Here is a 17,455-nt window from a genome sequence, read left to right as displayed (position 1 = left end):
TCTGCTATCTGCCACAGGAGTTTGATATGAGCGAGTCCGTTCGTTTTGAAGACAAGGTTGTAATCGTCACTGGCGCTGGCGGTGGTATTGGCCGCGCCCACGCCCTGGCATTTGCCAAAGCCGGCGCCAAGGTGGTGGTCAACGACTTGGGCGGCAGCACCCACGGTGAAGGCGCCAACGCTTCGGCGGCAGACCGCGTAGTGGCTGAAATTGTTGAGGCCGGCGGCACCGCCGTGGCCAACCACGACTCTGTAACCGACGGCGAGAAGATCGTGCAGAACGCCCTCGACGCATTTGGCCGCATCGACGTTGTGGTCAACAACGCCGGCATCCTGCGGGACAAAACCTTCCACAAAATGGAAGACGCCGATTGGGACCTGGTTTACCAAGTGCACGTGGCCGGCGCCTATAAGGTCACTCGCGCCGCCTGGCCGCACATGCGTGAGCAGAACTACGGCCGCGTGATTTTCACCTCGTCCACGTCGGGCATTTACGGCAACTTCGGCCAGTCCAACTACGGCATGGCCAAGCTCGGCCTGTACGGCCTGACCCGCACCCTGGCCATCGAAGGCCGCAAAAACAACATCTTCGTCAACGCCATCGCCCCTACCGGCGGCACGCGCATGACCGAAGGGCTGATTCCCCAGCAAGTGTTCGAGCAACTGAAGCCTGAACTGGTAAGCCCGTTGGTGGTGTACCTGGGCAGCGAAAACTGCCAAGACACCGCCGGCCTCTACGAAGTAGGCGGCGGCTGGATTGGCAAAGTGCGGTGGGAGCGCAGCAACGGCGCGGGCTTTGATCCGAAAGTCGGCTTCACCGCTGAAGACGTGGCCGCCCACTGGCGAGAAATCGGCGACTTCGAAGGCGCCAGCCATCCCGAAGACAGCCTGCAAGCCTTGCAAGCAATGATGGCGAATTTGCAGAAGTACGCGGGCAAGTAATCACTGCTCTCCAAGAGGAACCGGCCCAAGTGGCCGGTTTTTTTTCGCCCAAATTTCTTACCTGTAGGAGCGGCTTTAGCCGCGATGCTCTTAAGCGAAAAGCATCGCGGCTAAAGCCGCTCCTACAGGGTCTGTGGCGAAGGCGAAGTTTTGCGCTGGTTTTCTTACAAACTGCAAAAGTTCCCGCCCCGCCGAATGCCCCTCCATTCATTCCAGTGTTGGTGCCCTGTGATGACCGCATGGTGCGGGCTTTCATCCTTTTGGGCGACACGAAGAATCAAACCTTCGTGCGCTTATCCGCGTGTCATCCGCTGAGTACGGTGCACCACAGTTTCACCAACTAGGAGAGCCGCATGACAACAACAAAAAGGCCCGGACTGTTCCAGCCAAAGACTCTGGCAATCGCGATCGCATTGGGCACCTGCGCCCAGGCTCACGCGGTGAATTTCAATATCGGGGAGATCGAGGGGCAGTTCGACTCTTCGCTGTCGCTTGGTGCTAGCTGGTCTACTGCTAAGGCCGATCAGGACTACATCGGTAGCGCTAACGGCGGCAACGCTTTCACTCAAACCAACGACGATGGCCGACTGAATTTCAGACGCGACAAAACCTTCTCGAAAATCTTCAAAGGCATCCACGACCTTGAACTGAAGTACGGCGACACCGGTGTCTTCCTGCGCGGCAAATACTGGTACGACTTCGAACTCAAAGATGAGCATCGCGAGCTGATGGACATCGATGATGACCACGCCAAGATGGGCGCGAAGTCCTCGGGCTACCAACTGCTGGATGCCTTCGTCTACCACAACTACGCCATCGCCGATCAGCCAGGCAGTGCGCGTTTGGGTAAGCAGGTGGTGAGCTGGGGTGAAAGTACGTTCATCCAGAACGGCATCAACTCGATCAACCCGGTCGACGTTTCCGCCTTCCGCCGTCCAGGCGCCGAAGTGAAGGAGGGTCTGATTCCGGTCAATATGTTCTACCTCTCGCAGAGCATTACCGAGAATCTATCCGCCGATGCGTTCTACCAGATCGAGTGGGACCAGACCGTTGTGGATAATTGCGGCACCTTCTTCTCCAGCACGGACGTGTTGCAGGAAGGCTGCGATAACAACTACCGCATTCTGGATGGCGCTACGGTTGCCAACCTGAACAACAACCCGGTGCTGCGAAATGCATTGGCCGGCGCTGGCGTAGACCTGAATTCGCAGGGTGTAGCCGTTCGCCGCATTGGTGACCGTGACCCAAGCGACTCGGGCCAGTGGGGCGCAGCATTGCGCTGGCAGGGCGATGAGACCGAATACGGCGCGTACTTCATGAACTACCACGCTCGTACGCCGTTCCTGGGCATTCAAAACGCCACCGCGAACGAAATTCAGAGCGCGTTCACCACCTTGGGCGGTGCCTTGGCTCAGCCAATCCTGCTCGGCACCGGCAAGTACTACTTCGAATATCCGGAAGATATCCGTCTGTATGGCCTGAGCTTCTCCACCACGCTCCCCACCGGCACAGCCTGGTCCGGTGAAATCAGCTACCGGCCAAATATGCCGCTGCAGATCAACACCAACGATATGACGCCGTTGGCTGCGACTGACCCTGCCGGTGCCTTCACGGGTGCAGGTGGCGGTCTGGCTGGCGTGGTTGCCGCGCGCGCAACGGCCAACCGCGATCACCGTGGTTACAACCGCAAAGAAGTCACCCAGATCCAAACCACCTTCACCCACTTCTTCGACCAGGTCATGGGCGCAGATCGGGTAACGGTAGTGGGTGAAATCGGCGCCAACTCCATCGGTGGTCTGGAACACAGCAGTGAGCTGCGTTATGGCCGCGACTCAACCTTCGGTAACGTCGCCCAAGGCGGTCCTCACGGCTACTACACCAACACATCCTGGGGCTACCGCGCTCGTGCCATCTGGGATTACAGCGACGTGTTCGCCGGTGTGAACCTCAAGCCGAACCTGTCGTGGTCGCACGATGTCGATGGTTATGGCCCGAACTTCAACGAAGGCGCCAAGGCCGCGAGCATTGGTCTGGATGCCGAATACCGCAACACCTACACCGCGGGTATTTCGTACACCAACTTCTTCGGCGGCGATTACAACGTACTCACCGACCGTGACTTCCTGGCCCTCAGCGTTGGCGTGAACTTCTAAGAATTGCTTGCGGAAATAACAGAGGACTACAAGAACAATGAAAACAACGAAAAATCTGTTGGGTGCCCTGGCTCTTTCGCTGCTTGCCAGCAGCGTATTGGCTGCCGTGCCGGCCGCCGAAGTGGCCAAGCTCGGCACCACGCTCACGCCACTGGGCGGTGAGAAAGCGGGTAATGCCGATGGCAGTATTCCGGAGTGGAACGGCGGTCTGGCGAAGAACGCCGCGTCGGTAAACAGCGGTGGTTTCGTCAGCGATCCGTTTGCCGGCGAAAAGCCCTTGTTCGTGATTACCGCCGCCAACGCCGACCAGTACAAAGCCAAGCTCTCGGCTGGCCAACTGGCGATGTTCAAGCGCTATCCCGACACTTACAAAATGCCGGTTTACCCGACTCACCGCACCACCGCCGTGCCGGAAGAAATCAACAAAGCAGCCAAGATCAGCGCCGAAAAAACCGTGCTGCTCGAAGGCGGTAACGGCCTGAAAAACTTCACCGACAGCCGCTACTACGCCTTCCCGATTCCGCAGAACGGCCTGGAAGTGGTCTGGAACCACATCACCCGTTATCGCGGTGGCAACCTGCGCCGCAACATCGTGCAGGCCACGCCGCAAACGAACGGCAGCTACACCCTGGTGCACTTCACCGACGAGGTGTCGTTCCCGGCGGGTATGCCAGGTCTGGACCCGGCCAAAGCCGAAAACGCCCTGTTGTTCTTCAAGCAGCAAGTAACCGAACCCGCGCGTCTAGCCGGTAACGTGCTGCTGGTACACGATTCGCTCGACCAAGTAGCCGAGCCGCGCATGGCGTGGATCTACAACGCCGGTCAGCGTCGCGTGCGTCGTGCGCCGCAGGTTTCGTATGACGGCCCAGGCACCGCCTCGGACGGTCTGCGTACCTCGGACAACTTCGACATGTTCAACGGTGCACCTGACCGTTACGACTGGAAGTTGATCGGCAAGAAAGAAATGTACATCCCGTACAACAACTTCAAGCTGCAATCGCCGGACGTGAAATACGCCGACATCCTCAAAGCTGGCCACACCAATTCCGACCTGGCCCGCTACGAGTTGCACCGCGTATGGGAAGTGGAAGCGACCCTGAAAAGCGGCGAGCGCAATATCTATGGCAAACGTAAGTTCTACGTCGACGAAGACTCCTGGCAGATCGCCGCTTCGGAAATGTATGACGGCCGTGGTCAACTGTGGCGTGTAGGCGAAGCGTTCCTGTACCAGCAGTTCGTGGCGCAGGCCCCGGGTTATGCCTTCGAAGCGCTCTACGACATCATCGCTGGCCGTTACCTGGCCATTGGCATGATGAACGAAGAGAAACACTCGGTTGAATACGGCATCAAAACCTCGGCCACCGACTACACCCCGGCAGCCCTGCGTAACGCTGGCGTTCGTTAAGCTTCGAAACAATTTGGACGTAGGTTAGGCCTAGCGCCGCGAAGCCCAACGAGCGTCCATCACACAGCTTAATGAGCACTGCTCAGGTGTATGAATAAGGCGGCCCGCGGGTCGCCTTTTTCTTATTTGGCCGCCCGTTACGAGCTAAGCGTGGTTAAGATCGGGCCTTGTTTCACCTTGAATAAAAACAAAAAAAGCAGAGGCATCGACCATGCATAACGTCCACCCGATTGGACCGCGCCCCCTGCGTTTATCAGACAGTCCGCTGCCGCGTTTGCCGGCGGCCCATTTTCCCCGTCCGCGTCTGGTGCAAGCGCTGCTGGCTGGCGACAGCCGCCTGGCGCTGATTTGTGCACCGGCCGGTTTTGGTAAAAGCGTGTTGCTCAACGAATGCGTGCGCCAAGCGCCGGTCGGCACCCAAGTGGTGTGGCTCGACCTGCTCGGCCGCGCCCTCACGCCCATCGAACTGCTTGCTCGCCTGGCCAAAGCGCTCGGCCGCGCGGTGGAGGAGGGCGACACCTACGATGAGCTGTGCAGCCTACTCAGCCGCATCGAGCAACCCCTTTGGATTGTGCTCGACGACTACCCGCGCGACGCCTGCGCCGAGCTCGACGACTGCCTCGACCGTCTGCTTGAACAGGCACCGCACACCCTGCGTTGGTGGATCGGCGGGCGTCGGCGCCCGGCCTGGAACCTGCCGCGCCTGATGTTGCAAGGTGATCTGCTGGAGCTGGACGCCTCGGCGCTGGCCCTGGAAGAACACGAGCTCGACGGCTTGCTGCAACAACACCATCTCGACCTGCCCGCCGAACTGCGCGCGCAATTGCTGCACAACAGCGAAGGCTGGGTGGCCGGCGCCTGCCTGTTGCTGATCAAAGGCACCGCCGAGAACCTGCCCGAACGCCTGGCCTCCGGCACGCCGTTGCTGCACGAATACATCGTGCGAGAAGTGCTCTCCGGCTTGTCGCCAACCTTGCTGCGGGCGCTGTCGGTGCTTGCCCACATGCCGCGTTTTTCCGCCGCGCTGTGCGAGCACGTGTTGGATGAAAGCGGCGCGCAGCTGTTTGAAGAACTGCATGCACGGCAGATGTTTTTTCTCGGCATGGACAGCTGCGGCGAATGGTTCCGCCTGTCGCGGCCACTGGCGGCCGTGCTCAAACGCCAAAGCTCAGCGCCCGCACCGACGCAGGCGCACGTGCGCGCCTGCCAATGGTTTGCTAGCCACGGCGACGTGCGCGCGGCCGTGGAACATGCGCTGTTTGCCAATCAGCCCGACGTGGCGGCCAATTACTTGCAGCGCTTCGGCCAAGAACAGTTGCTGGTGGGCCAGAGCGTTGCGCAATTTCTGCAATGGCGACACGAACTGCCCGCCAGTTTGTACTCCAGCACGCCGCGCCTGATCACCCTGCAAGCCTGGGCGCTGCTGATTTGCGCGCGCCTGGATGAAGTGGACGATTGCCTCAAAGACCTCGGCCGCTTCTTCCCCCAGCCCACGGCGCGGCAGCAGCAACAACTGTTTGCGCATTACCAAGCCATTCAAGGCGTGCTGCAACGCCAGCGCGGCCAACGCAGCGCCCGCGAGCATTCGTTGCAGGCGCTGGAGGTGTTGGCGGACGAAGCCTGGTCGCAGCGCGCGCTGTGCTATCAGGCACTCGCCCAGCAGGCATTCGCCGAGCACCTGCTCGACGAGGCCTACGACTACATTCAGGAAGGATTGAAGCTGGCGCGCCTGAACGGCAGCGTGTTGTTCGAAGCGCTGCTGAGCGTCGACCGCGTGCACCAACTCACCGTCATGGGTGACACCCAGGCGGCGCTGGAACTGGCCGACCTGTGCCTGCAACATCTGCAAGCGGCGGGGCGTCAGGGTCCGGTGATGGGGCGGTTGCTGCTGTTACGCGGCAGCCTGTTCGCCAGCCAGGGCCAAATCGAGGCCGCTCATGCCGCCTATAACGCGGGCCTGCAAGCCGCTGAAGCCTGCGAAGACGCCTACGTTATTTTTGGCTACCAGGGCCTGGCCGAACTGGCCGCCCAAGCTAACGACTTCACGCTGGCCTTCCAACTGCTGCGCAAGGCCGAGCGGCTGATGCAATGGCAGCACGTGCCGGAAGTGCGCTATCGCGGCGTGCTGCAACTGGCGCAAGGCGCGCTGTGGTTGCGCCAAGGCGAAGCACAGCGGGCGCGCGCCGTGCTGCAAACCACGCTCGACGGCTACCTCGAACGCGACCTGCTGGCACCTTCTGGCTTCTACGACCTGCTTCCACGTTTGCGCTATCAATTGGCCTTGGCCGATCTGCAATTGGGCGAGGTGCGTTCAGCATTGGACGCGCTGCAAACCCTTAGCGATGACTGCGAGCGCGGCGGTTACCGCAGCTTGCTCAACCGCTGCCGATTCAGCCTGGTGCAGGCGCTGATGGCGAATGGCCTGGAAAAACCCGCCGAGGCCATGTTGCGGCTGGCCCTGGAAACGGCGCAGCAGCAGGGCGTGACTCCGGACCTGCAGGCGCTGCACGCGCAATTTGGTCCGTGGCTGGAAAACGTGCTGCCGCAGTTGGCGGAGCCATTGGAACTGCGGCTGTTGCTGAGTCAGGCGGGGGCGGGCGCCGAGGCGGCGGCGGAAACATCGCCGCTGAGCGCGCGCGAAAAAATGGTGTTGGAGCAGATTGCCCAAGGCTATTCCAACCTGCAGATCGCCGATCGGCTGCATATTTCGCTGCACACCGTGAAAACCCACGCGCGGCGCATCAACGTCAAACTGGGCGTCGAGCGGCGCACGCAAGCGGTGGCCCGGGCTAAGGCGCTGGGCTGGCTGGTGTAAACAACTCCGCTCCTGATTCCCGACCAGATCAAAACCATCGCGGCTAATCGGAATGCCGCCCAGCCGCTCCCACAGAACGTGAAAACCTGTAGGAGCGGCTTTAGCCGCGATTCCTGCAAACCTCGCCACGCGGGCTTCTCCACGCTTACATATTTTTCACACCCCCTGCCGTAGGGTGCTCGTCCAACGTTCCGCTACGCATTGTTTCTTTCCAGCGGATTTCCGGGTTTTTGGCGGAGCAGCGGTATATGCAAGTTCGAAGCGGCAAAGGGTGGGGCATCGACTGGGCCGGTATAGGCTGGTTGTTTCTATTTTTTTGGTATTTCTCCTGCGTTCCGCAGTTACTCATTCAAATTACCGGCACGTCCGGCTTCACCGGGTTCCGTCAGGCGTTTTTGATGAGCGCGCTGTGGTTGGTGCCGGTGTTGCTGTTCCCGGCGAAAACGCGGGTTATCGCCGGTGTGATCGGCGTGGTGCTGTGGGCCGGGTCGCTGGCCAGCCTGGGGTACTTTTTCATTTACGGGCAGGAGTTTTCGCAGAGCGTGATTTTCATCATGTTCGAGTCGAACCTGGCCGAGAGCAGTGAATACCTGACGCAATACTTCGCCTGGTGGATGGTGCCAGCCTTCGCTTTGCACACGGCTGTGGCTTACCTGTTGTGGCGCCGGGTGCGACCGATTGAGATGACCGGTCAGCCGGCTTTTGCGGCGGCGGCGTTTATGTTGTTGTGCTCGCTTGGTTATCCGCTGATCAGCCAAAGCCTGCGCGAGAAAACCCTGGGCGATGCCTTGCTCAAAGTCGAAGCCAAGCTGGAACCGGCAGTGCCGTGGCAACTGGTGTTGGGCTATCGGCAATACCGTGAGCAGTTGGGCAACATGCAGGGCATGCTCAATGACGTGGCAAAAATTCCGCCGCTCAAACACCTCAAGAGCAGCCTAGGCAATGAGCCGGCGACCTTGGTGTTGGTGATCGGCGAATCGACCAACCGCCAGCGCATGAGCCTGTACGGATACCCGCGCAACACCACGCCCAATCTCGATAAATTGCGCAACGACATGCTGGTGTTCGACGACGTGGTCACCCCGCGTCCCTACACCATCGAAGCCTTGCAACAGGTGCTGACCTTTGCTGATGAAGAAAGCCCGGACCTGTACCTGAAAACGCCTTCCATTGTCAGCGTCATGAAGCAGGCCGGGTTCAAGACCTATTGGATTACCAACCAGCAGACCATGACCAAGCGCAACACCATGCTCACCACGTTTTCCGAGCAGGCCGACGAGCAGGTGTACCTGAACAACAACCGCAACCAGAACGCGCGCCAGTACGACGGCGACGTGTTGGCACCGTTTGCCAAGGTGTTGCAGGAAGACGCGCCGAAGAAATTCATCGTCGTGCACTTGTTGGGCACGCACATGAGTTACCAGTACCGCTATCCGCCGGAGTTCGAGAAATTCACCGACCGCTCGGGCGCGCCAGCCAGCCTGCGTGACGACCAACTGCCGACCTACAACAGTTACGACAATGCCGTGCTGTACAACGATTTCGTGGTGTCGAGCCTGATCGGTGAGTACGCCAAGAAAAACGACAACGGCTTCCTGCTGTACCTCTCCGACCACGGTGAAGACGTGTTCGACTCGCCCACCGGCAACGTGCTGGGGCGTAACGAGGCGAAGCCGACCGCGCCGATGTACACCATTCCCTTTATGGTCTGGGCCTCGCCAAAATGGCGCGAAGGGCATGAGTGGAGCTTTATCGCCGACACCAAGCGGCCTTACAGCAGCTCGCAGCTGATTCACACCTGGGCGGACCTGGCCGGCCTCAGTTTTGATGAGTTCGACGCCAGCAAAAGCCTGGTCAGCGCGCAGTTCAAAGAACGCCCGCGCATGATTGGCGACCCGTATGGCAGCAAGAAATCGCTGATCGACTTCAGCCTGATCAAGCCCAAACAGCCGCCAAAAGAGCTTGAGACCGCACAGCAATAACGGCGCCACGCGCCATTCAGCGCCCCGATTTCGGGGCGTTGTCGTGTCTATTCGCGACGTTTTCGGACAGCGATCAGCGGCGTGCCATACGCGTTACGCCGGGCTGACCTATTCTTTTGGTCGGGCAGGCGTATAAGTAGGAAAAAACTTACGCATGGTGTCGTCCGTTTTCTGGGGTTATGGGTGTGATGCGGCCGTTTCTTATTAGTGTGCTGAGTGCACTCATTTTCGGGGCTTCGACGCTGGCGCAGGCTGCGCCAGGGATCGCTTGCACCCGTACCATGACGCTGGCGCTGCATGACCATGGCTTGCTGTATTCAGCCGACACCGATGCGGGCATCGATAAAGACTTCGCCGACGAGTTGATAAAACGCAGCGGCTGCAACGTCACCGTGTCGCTGCTGCCGCGCGCGCGCATCTGGCAGTTGATCGAGCAAGGCGCGCTGGATTTCAGCCTGTCGGGCATCGCCAACGAGGAGCGAAACCGTTTCGCCAGTTTCGCTTGGTATTTCTCCGACCAGTTTTACCTGCTGGTTCGCCAGGACGCCGGCGTGCAAACCCTGGCGGATTTCGCTGCCAACCCCGCTCTGCAGCTCGGCATCATTCGCAGTTTTCGCTACAGCCCCAAGGCCAATCATCTGGTTGACCAGCTCACCACACAGCGCCGCGTCCGCCACGCCAGTCGCCTGGAGCCGCTGTATGAGGTGCTGATGGCTAATCAGATCCAAGGCATGATCATCGAGCCGTTCGACTATCCGCAGGTGCAAAACGACGACATCCGTCAGCAAACCCGCGTGGTGGAAACCGGCGACGCACCCACGCCCCACGGCTTAATCATGGCGAAGAAGTCGCTGTCGCCAGAGGAACAGGCTCAGTGGCGCGCACTGGTCGATGGCATGCGCGCCGACGGCACGGTGGAGCGCATCTTTGCCAAATACTTGCCCGCTGAACTGGCCCACACGCTGGTTGATTTTTGAGCATGTCGCGGCTTGGGCTTCGTTATAAATTGTTGGCGCCGCTGATTCTGCTGGTGTCGTTGGGCGTCACCTATTGGCTCTGGCACCACGAGCTACGCAACGCTCAGCTCGACCGCCTGGAAACCGCCGATTACAACCTGCGCGAAGCCACCAGCAGCATCGACCAACGCATCGCCGCCTACGAACAAGTGTTACGCGGCGTGCAAGGCCTGTTCGCCGCCTCGGATCTGGTGCGCCGCGAAGAATTCAAAACCTACCTCGACTCGCTGCAGCTGGGCGCTGACTACGCCGGCCTGGAGGGCATCGGGTTCGTGCAATGGAGCAGCCGCGAGGCCTTGCCGGCGCTGATTGCCGAACAGCGGGCCAGCGGCGTGCCGGACTTTCAGGTGCGCCCAGAAGGAGAACGTGAGTTCTACGCGCCGGTGGTGCAGATGGAAATGCTGACCGGCAACAGCCATCTGGTGCTGGGTCTCGACCCGTTTGCCGACCCCGAACGCCGTATGGCCATGGAGCAGGCGCGCGATTCAGGCGACGCAAAAATCACCGGCAAGGTCGAGCTGGTGATTCCCGGTGGAGCGGATGCACAGAGCAAGGCCGGCTTTCTGATGTTCCTGCCGGTCTACGCCAAAGGCAAACCCCACATTAATCAGGCACAACGCCGCGCTGCGCTGATCGGCTGGGTGGTGGCACCGCTGCGCATCAACAAGCTGATGGCCAGCTTGTACGGGCCGCAGTCCAGCGCCATGGCAATCAAAATTCACGAGGGCGTGAAGCGCACCCCGTCTTCGCTGTTGTTCGACTCCAGCGAAGGCAGTGCCCGCCGCTCCAGCAGCCCCAGCGATGCGGTGGAATATCTGGAAGTGGCCGGGCGAACCTGGACCCTTGAAATGCTCAGCGAGCAGCAACGCGACCGGCCCATCAGCAAAGACAACTCCGGGCTGATCGCCGGCGCCGGCCTGGCCCTGAGCCTGCTGCTAACCGTGCTGACGTGGATGTTGACCACCGGCCATTCCCGCGCGCAGACCCTGGCGCGGGAAATGACCCGCGAGCTGCGCGCCAGCGAAACCCGCCTGCGCCACCAGGCCGAGCACGATGCGTTAACCGGCCTGCCCAACCGCGCGCTGTTTAGCGACCACCTGACCCACGCCTTGGCCCAGGCTCGGCGCAACCGCACGCGGCTGGCGCTGATGTTTATTGACCTGGACCGCTTCAAACCCATCAACGACACCCTGGGCCACCACGTTGGCGATGCCCTGTTGCAAGTGGTGGCGCTGCGTCTGCAACAGTGCGTGCGCGAGTCGGACATTGTCGGGCGCATGGGCGGCGACGAATTCGTCGTGCTGCTGCCGGTGATCGACGGCGACAACGATGCGTTAGTGGTCGCCGAGAAAATTCGCGAAGCGCTGAATCAGCCGTTCGACCTGGGCTGCGGGCAGCCGTTGAGCCTGTCATCAAGCACTGGCATTGCTTTGTTTCCCGAGCATGGCGAAGACGAGGTGCAGCTCACCAAAAATGCCGACGCGGCGATGTACACGGCCAAGGACAGCGGGCGCAATCAGGTGAAGTTGTACCAAGGCGCAACGGCCCCAGTCGCTCCGTAAATTGGTGTTGAGCAAGCGAAGCCCAACAGAACTACAACTTCCCCGCCAACCCAAACTTGCGCTTTAACACCCACTCCAACACGCCCTGCGGCAACAGCAGCGCCAACAACGGCAGCGCCCGGCTGCCATTGCCCAAACGCAACAAACGCGGCGGTTCCGCGCGCTGTACGGCGCTCAATACGTCGCGGGCAAAGTGGCTGGCCGGCGTCGGGTTGTCTTGTGACGCGCGCGCCCGGGCGCGAATGCCCTCGCGAATCGGCCACCACGGCGATCCCTCGGCAATCAGCTGTTCTGCTTCGCGACTGGCATTGGCGCCAAAGCTCGACGCAATGGCGCCCGGCTGCACCTCCAGCACCCGTACACCAAAGGGCGCCAGCTCCATGCGCAAGCCTTTGCTCAACGCATGCACCGCCGCCTTCGAGGCGCAGTACGCTGCCGCGAACGGGGTGACCAGAACGCCTGACACGCTGCTGATGTTCACCACCACGCCACGGCTGCGGCGCAGCAGCGGAAACAGCGCGCGGGTCACGTCGATGAGGGCAAACACGTTGGTATCGAATTGACGTTGCAGGGCATCGCGCCCGCCATCGAGCAGAGGCCCCATGGCGCCATAACCGGCGTTATTGATCAGCACATCCAGCCCACCGATCTCATCGCTAAGCCGCGCCGCCAATTGCGCAACGGCGCCGCTGTCGTTGACGTCCAATTCCACCGCATCGAAGCCGGCGGCGTTCAACGCCGCCAGATCGCTTGCCTTGCGCGCCGTGGCCCACACGCGAAAGCCGGCTGCCTTGAAAGCATCTGCCAGGGCGCGGCCAATGCCGCTGGAGCAGCCGGTGATCAAAACGGTTTTGGACATGGGGGCTTCCTTTGTTGTTCTTGGTCTGTAGGAGCGAGCTCGCTCGCGAAGGCGATAGTGGCCCAACCGCAGAACGCAGGGAAGAATGACGAGCACCGTAACTTGAAAAACTCTGGATTCCGAGTCGTCGGACCGTCGCCTTCGCGGGAATGACGGTGGGCTAAACCAAATCCTCCGTCATCCTCGCGAACGCGGGGATCCAGGCTCGCATGTCGAACACCGTAACTTGAAAAACTCTGAATTCCGAGTCGTCGGACCGCCGCCTTCGGGGGAATGACGGTGGTTCAAATCGCCGCGCGTGCGGCAGTAAACACGGCCAAAAAAAAGCCCCGCGGGTGCGGGGCTTAAAAACGTTAAGAAATAACCGGGTGGGTTGGCCGGCTATCTTCAATTTCCACCGGCTCGGCATCCGGCTTGGCCAGCAAGCTGTACACGCACGGCAACACGAACAGCGTAAACAGCGTGCCCACCGACATGCCTGTGGCGATCACCAAACCGATGTCGAAGCGGCTGACCGCGCCGGCGCCGGTGGCGAGAATCAGCGGCACCATGCCGAACACCATAGCCGCCGTAGTCATCAGTACCGGACGCAAGCGAATCGCCGCCGCTTCCTCAATGGCGGCGCGGCGGGACAAGCCCTGTTCGCGACGCAGTTGATTGGCGAATTCAACGATCAGGATGCCGTGTTTGGTGATCAGGCCAATCAACGTCACCAAGCCCACTTGGGTGTAGATGTTCATGCTTGAGTAACCGAGGAACAGCGGAATCAACGCCCCGCAAATCGACAGCGGCACCGTCACCATAATCACCAGCGGGTCGCGGAAGCTTTCGAACTGCGCGGCGAGCACCAGGAAAATCAGCGCCAACGCCAGGGCGAAGGTTACGTACAAGGCGCTGCCTTCTTGCACGTATTGCCGTGAGGCGCCGGCGAAGTCGAAGGCGAACCCGCGTGGCGCTTCTTCTTGGGCAATCTGGCGCACGGTGTCGATGGCCTCGCCCATGCTGACGATTGGAAAGCCCTGAATAATCGCGGAGTTCAACTGCTGGAACTGGTTCAGCTGGGTAGGGCGGGCGCGGTCGTGCACGGTGATCAGGGTCGACAATGGCACCATCTGGCCGCTGCCATTCTTCACGTAGTAGCTGTTCAGCCAGCCCGGATTGTCGCGGTAGGCCCGTTCCACTTGGGCGATCACCTTGTAGCTGCGACCGTCGATGGTGAAGCGGTTGATTTCGCCTTCGCCGAGCAAGGTGGACAACGTGCCGCCCAGGTCTTCCATGTCGACACCCATCAGCGCCGCCTTGGCGCGGTCGATATCCACCACGATTTCCGGTTTGTCGAAGGCCAGGTCGACGTCGAGGAAAGCAAACTTGCCGGATGCCTGCACGCGCGCTTTGATCTTCTCCGTCACCTGCAACAGCGACTCGTAGTCGTTGGGCGTGTTCACCACAAACTGGAACGGCAAGCCTTCACCGGTGCCCGGCAACGAGGGCAGGTTGAAACCGAAAATCTGCAGGCCGGGAATTTCGCCAAGCTTGCCTTGCACGTCTTGCAGCAACTCCATCTGCGTGCGCGAGCGCTCGCTCCACGGCTTGAGCAGGAAGCCGCCGATGCCGCTTTGCACGCCATTAATCCCGTTGATCTGGAACGAGGAGTAGTACTCGGGGAACTCCTTGAAGATTTTCGGGAACTGCTGGGTGTAGGCGTTGAGGTAGTTGAGGTTGGTCGGCTGCGGCGCCGTGGCCATCATGAACACGATGCCTTGGTCTTCGTCCGGCGCCAGTTCGCTCTTGATCATTTTCAGCATGATCGGAATCAGGCACAGCACCACGATGGCAACAAAAATCACCACCGGGCGGGTGTTCAACGTGCCGTGCAGCACGCGCTGATAGCGCACTTTCAAGCCGTCGAAAATGCTGTCGAGTTTGTGCGCCAGGCCGCTTGGGTTTTCTTCGTGGCGCAGCAGCTTGGAGCACATCATCGGCGACAAGGTGAGGGCCACGATGCCGGAGATAATCACCGCGCCGGCCAGGGTCAGGGCGAACTCTTTGAACAGGGCGCCCGTCAGGCCATCGAGGAAGCCGATGGGGGCGTACACGGCAGCCAGGGTGATGGTCATGGAAATCACCGGCACGGCAATTTCACGGGCGCCATCGATGGCCGCGTTGTACGGCGTTTTGCCTTCTTCGATATGCCGGTGAATGTTCTCCACCACCACGATGGCATCGTCCACCACCAGGCCGATGGCGAGCACCATCGCCAGCAAGGTCAGCAAGTTGATGGAGTAGCCCATCAGCTGCATAAAGAACATCACGCCGATCATCGACAGCGGGATGGTGATCACCGGAATGAGCACCGAGCGGAACGCACCGAGGAATAGGAACACCACCACGATCACGATCAGCACCGCTTCGAACAGGGTTTTCACCACCTCGTCGATGGAGGCCTGAATAAACAGCGTGGCGTCGTAGGCGATAGACACTTTCAGGTTCGGCGGCAGCTGCGCTTCCAGCTCCGGCATGGCCGCGCGCACGTGCTTGATCACCTCCAGCGGGTTGGCGCTGGGGGTGGCCTTGATGCCGATATACACCGACGGCGTGCCATCGAACGAGCTGATGGAGTCGTAGTTTTCCGCGCCCATTTCCACCCGGGCGATGTCTTTCAACAGCACGCGGCTGTCGCCCACGGTTTTCACCGGAATGGCGGCGAAGGCCTCGGTGGATTTCAGGTCGGTGGTGGCGTTAACGCTGGTGACCACGTACTCGCCTTTGGTTTCACCGGCGGCGGAAAGGAAGTTGTTCTTGCGGACCGCGTCGTTCACTTCCTGGGTGGTGATGCCGTAGGCGGCGAGCCGGACGGGGTCCAGCCAGATGCGCATGGCGAACACCTGGTTGCCGAGAATTTCCGCTTCGGCCATGCCCGGCAACGTGGCGAGCTTGGGCTGAATCACTCGCGACAAATAGTCGGTGATCTGCGGGTTGCTCAGCTCATCGCTGTAGAAACTCACGTACATCAGCGCCGAGGCGTCAGCCGCTTCCTTGCTCAACACCGGGTCTTCGGCATTTTGCGGCAGCTGGTTTTTCACCTCGTTGGCTTTGGCCAGCAGCTCGGTAAACAGGCGGTCGCTGTCGGAGCCGATGCGCGCGTAAATCGAGATCACCGAAACGTTCTGGCGGCTCACCGAGGTCATGTAGTCGATGCCCTCGGCACTGGCCAAGGCTTGTTGCAACGGCTGGGTGATATAGCCCTGAATCGTCTCGGCGTTGGCGCCGGGGTAGGCGGTGGTCACCTGGATCAGGGCGTTTTCCATTTTCGGGTACTGGCGGATGGTCAGTTTGCTGAATGCCTGGAAGCCAAGCAGGATGATCAGCAGACTCACCACGGTGGCCAGCACCGGGCGACGGATAAAGGGATCGGTAAAAGCCATGAAGTGCTTCCTTTAACCAGCGGCGCTTTAGCGGCTGGCTGAGCTGTTCAGGAGTGCCTGGTCGTCAACGATGGTCACGTGGGCGCCGTTATCCAGCTTGAGCTGGCCGGCGGTGACCACTTGCTCGTCCTTTTGCAGGCCCTTGAGAATCACCACCTGGCCATCGCGGCGCTCGCCGGTTTCCACGAAACGGCGCTCGACTTGCAGGAACGGCTGGCCTTTGTCGTCTTTCACGTCCTGGCCTTGCTCATCCTTCTTCACATTCACCACGTACACCGAGTTGCCATACAACGTGTAAGTGATGGCCGTTTCCGGCACCACTACGCGCAGGGCCTGTTGGGGCAGAAGCACTTCAAGGTTGGCGAACATGCCGGGCAACAGTTTGCTGTCCGGGTTGCTCAACACCGCGCGGATTTGCACGTTACGGGTGCGGTTATCCACCTTGGGGTTGATGGCGTTGATTTCGCCTTCGAAGCTTTCCTTCGGGTAAGCCGCCACCACGAAACGCACGCGCTGGCCGAGCTTGAGCTGAGGGATGGACTGCTCCGGCAGGAAGAAGTCGACATACAGGCTGCTGACGTCTTGCAGGGTGGCAATGATGGTGCCGCTGGAGACGAAGTCGCCGACGTCTACCTGACGAATACCGATGGTGCCGGCGAACGGCGCGACGATGCGTTTCTTCGCCAGAATGGCCTTGAGCTGCGCGACGCGGGTGTTGGACTTTTGCAGTTCGGCCGCCAGGCGGTCGTACTCGCTTTTTGACAGCGCCTGCCGGCTGACGAGGCTGCGCGCGCGCTCGAATTCAACCTGGGCCAGGCCGCGCTCGGCTTCGGACGTAGCGAGCGTGGCGGTTTCCACTTCACTGTCGAGTTGAATAATGGGCTGGTGCAGCTCGACCTTCTGCCCGGACTTGAACAGCACGTCGCGCACGGTGCCGCTGGACTCGACCGTCAGGTCAACGCCTTGCAGCGCCGTGAGCGTGCCGATGGCCGGCAGACGGCTTTGCCATTGCAGCTCACCGCTGCGAGCGGCGGAGATGCTGATGGCGGGTTTGGGTGCGGTGAATTGGGCGATTTGGGTTTGCAGGTGAGTCCACCAGCCATAGCCGAGCGCGGCGATAACCAGTGCCATCACCACGAGGGTGATGAGAAAGCGGCGGAGCAACATATTCCGGTTCCTTGGCAGGGAAAATGGGCCTGTGGAATAGGCAAGGCGCGTACCTTAGACCCACTGCTGCTGGCAAGTCAAAACCCGGCATTTGCAAATGATTGCGGGGGATGGAGCAACATACATTTTG

10 protein-coding genes are annotated in these 17,455 nt (G+C 60.5%); 7 read left to right on the top strand and 3 right to left on the bottom strand.

Annotated features, from left to right (window positions below; translation table 11 throughout):
- Nucleotides 1-26: 26 nt before the first annotated feature.
- The 7 genes from ACZZ0Q_RS18480 to ACZZ0Q_RS18450 all read left to right on the top strand — a co-directional run bounded on the left by ACZZ0Q_RS18480 (nucleotide 27) and on the right by ACZZ0Q_RS18450 (nucleotide 11,874).
- Nucleotides 27-941: an SDR family oxidoreductase gene (locus ACZZ0Q_RS18480; RefSeq protein ID WP_463541268.1), complete on the top strand. Its 915-nt coding sequence runs from the start codon at nucleotides 27-29 to the stop codon at nucleotides 939-941.
- Between the two features lie 353 nt (nucleotides 942-1,294).
- On the top strand, nucleotides 1,295-3,094 hold the full coding sequence (locus ACZZ0Q_RS18475) for a DUF1302 domain-containing protein (protein WP_463541269.1): 1,800 nt from the start codon (nucleotides 1,295-1,297) through the stop codon (nucleotides 3,092-3,094).
- Between the two features lie 37 nt (nucleotides 3,095-3,131).
- A complete protein-coding gene (locus ACZZ0Q_RS18470) occupies nucleotides 3,132-4,499 on the top strand; it encodes a DUF1329 domain-containing protein (RefSeq protein WP_463541270.1) in 1,368 nt (455 codons plus the stop codon).
- 211 nt (nucleotides 4,500-4,710) lie between these two features.
- Nucleotides 4,711-7,314 carry a LuxR C-terminal-related transcriptional regulator gene (locus tag ACZZ0Q_RS18465; RefSeq protein WP_463560833.1) on the top strand — a complete coding sequence of 868 codons (2,604 nt, stop codon included), beginning with the start codon at nucleotides 4,711-4,713 and terminating at the stop codon, nucleotides 7,312-7,314.
- Nucleotides 7,315-7,562: 248 nt separating this feature from the next.
- On the top strand, nucleotides 7,563-9,296 hold the full coding sequence (gene cptA, locus ACZZ0Q_RS18460; protein ID WP_463560831.1) for a phosphoethanolamine transferase CptA: 1,734 nt from the start codon (nucleotides 7,563-7,565) through the stop codon (nucleotides 9,294-9,296).
- A gap of 281 nt (nucleotides 9,297-9,577) precedes the next feature.
- A complete protein-coding gene (locus ACZZ0Q_RS18455) occupies nucleotides 9,578-10,273 on the top strand; it encodes a substrate-binding periplasmic protein (RefSeq protein WP_463541273.1) in 696 nt (231 codons plus the stop codon).
- 2 nt (nucleotides 10,274-10,275) lie between these two features.
- Complete coding sequence (locus ACZZ0Q_RS18450) at nucleotides 10,276-11,874, top strand: CHASE domain-containing protein (protein WP_463541274.1); 1,599 nt, start codon at nucleotides 10,276-10,278, stop codon at nucleotides 11,872-11,874.
- 31 nt (nucleotides 11,875-11,905) lie between these two features.
- Here ACZZ0Q_RS18450 and ACZZ0Q_RS18445 read toward each other — a convergent pair whose 3' ends face one another.
- From ACZZ0Q_RS18445 to ACZZ0Q_RS18435, 3 genes are all read right to left on the bottom strand, one after another.
- Nucleotides 11,906-12,733, bottom strand: coding sequence for an SDR family oxidoreductase (locus tag ACZZ0Q_RS18445; protein WP_463541275.1), 828 nt, complete (start codon nucleotides 12,731-12,733; stop codon nucleotides 11,906-11,908).
- Between the two features lie 353 nt (nucleotides 12,734-13,086).
- Complete coding sequence (locus tag ACZZ0Q_RS18440; RefSeq protein ID WP_463541276.1) at nucleotides 13,087-16,158, bottom strand: multidrug efflux RND transporter permease subunit; 3,072 nt, start codon at nucleotides 16,156-16,158, stop codon at nucleotides 13,087-13,089.
- A 27-nt stretch (nucleotides 16,159-16,185) separates the two neighbouring features.
- Nucleotides 16,186-17,325 carry an efflux RND transporter periplasmic adaptor subunit gene (locus ACZZ0Q_RS18435; RefSeq protein ID WP_463541277.1) on the bottom strand — a complete coding sequence of 380 codons (1,140 nt, stop codon included), beginning with the start codon at nucleotides 17,323-17,325 and terminating at the stop codon, nucleotides 16,186-16,188.
- Between the last annotated feature and the right edge of the window lie 130 nt (nucleotides 17,326-17,455).

Source organism: Pseudomonas sp. AC070 (assembly GCF_979258635.1).
Note: the sequence above shows the minus strand (reverse complement) of the source record. Positions and strands in the feature narration are given on the sequence as shown.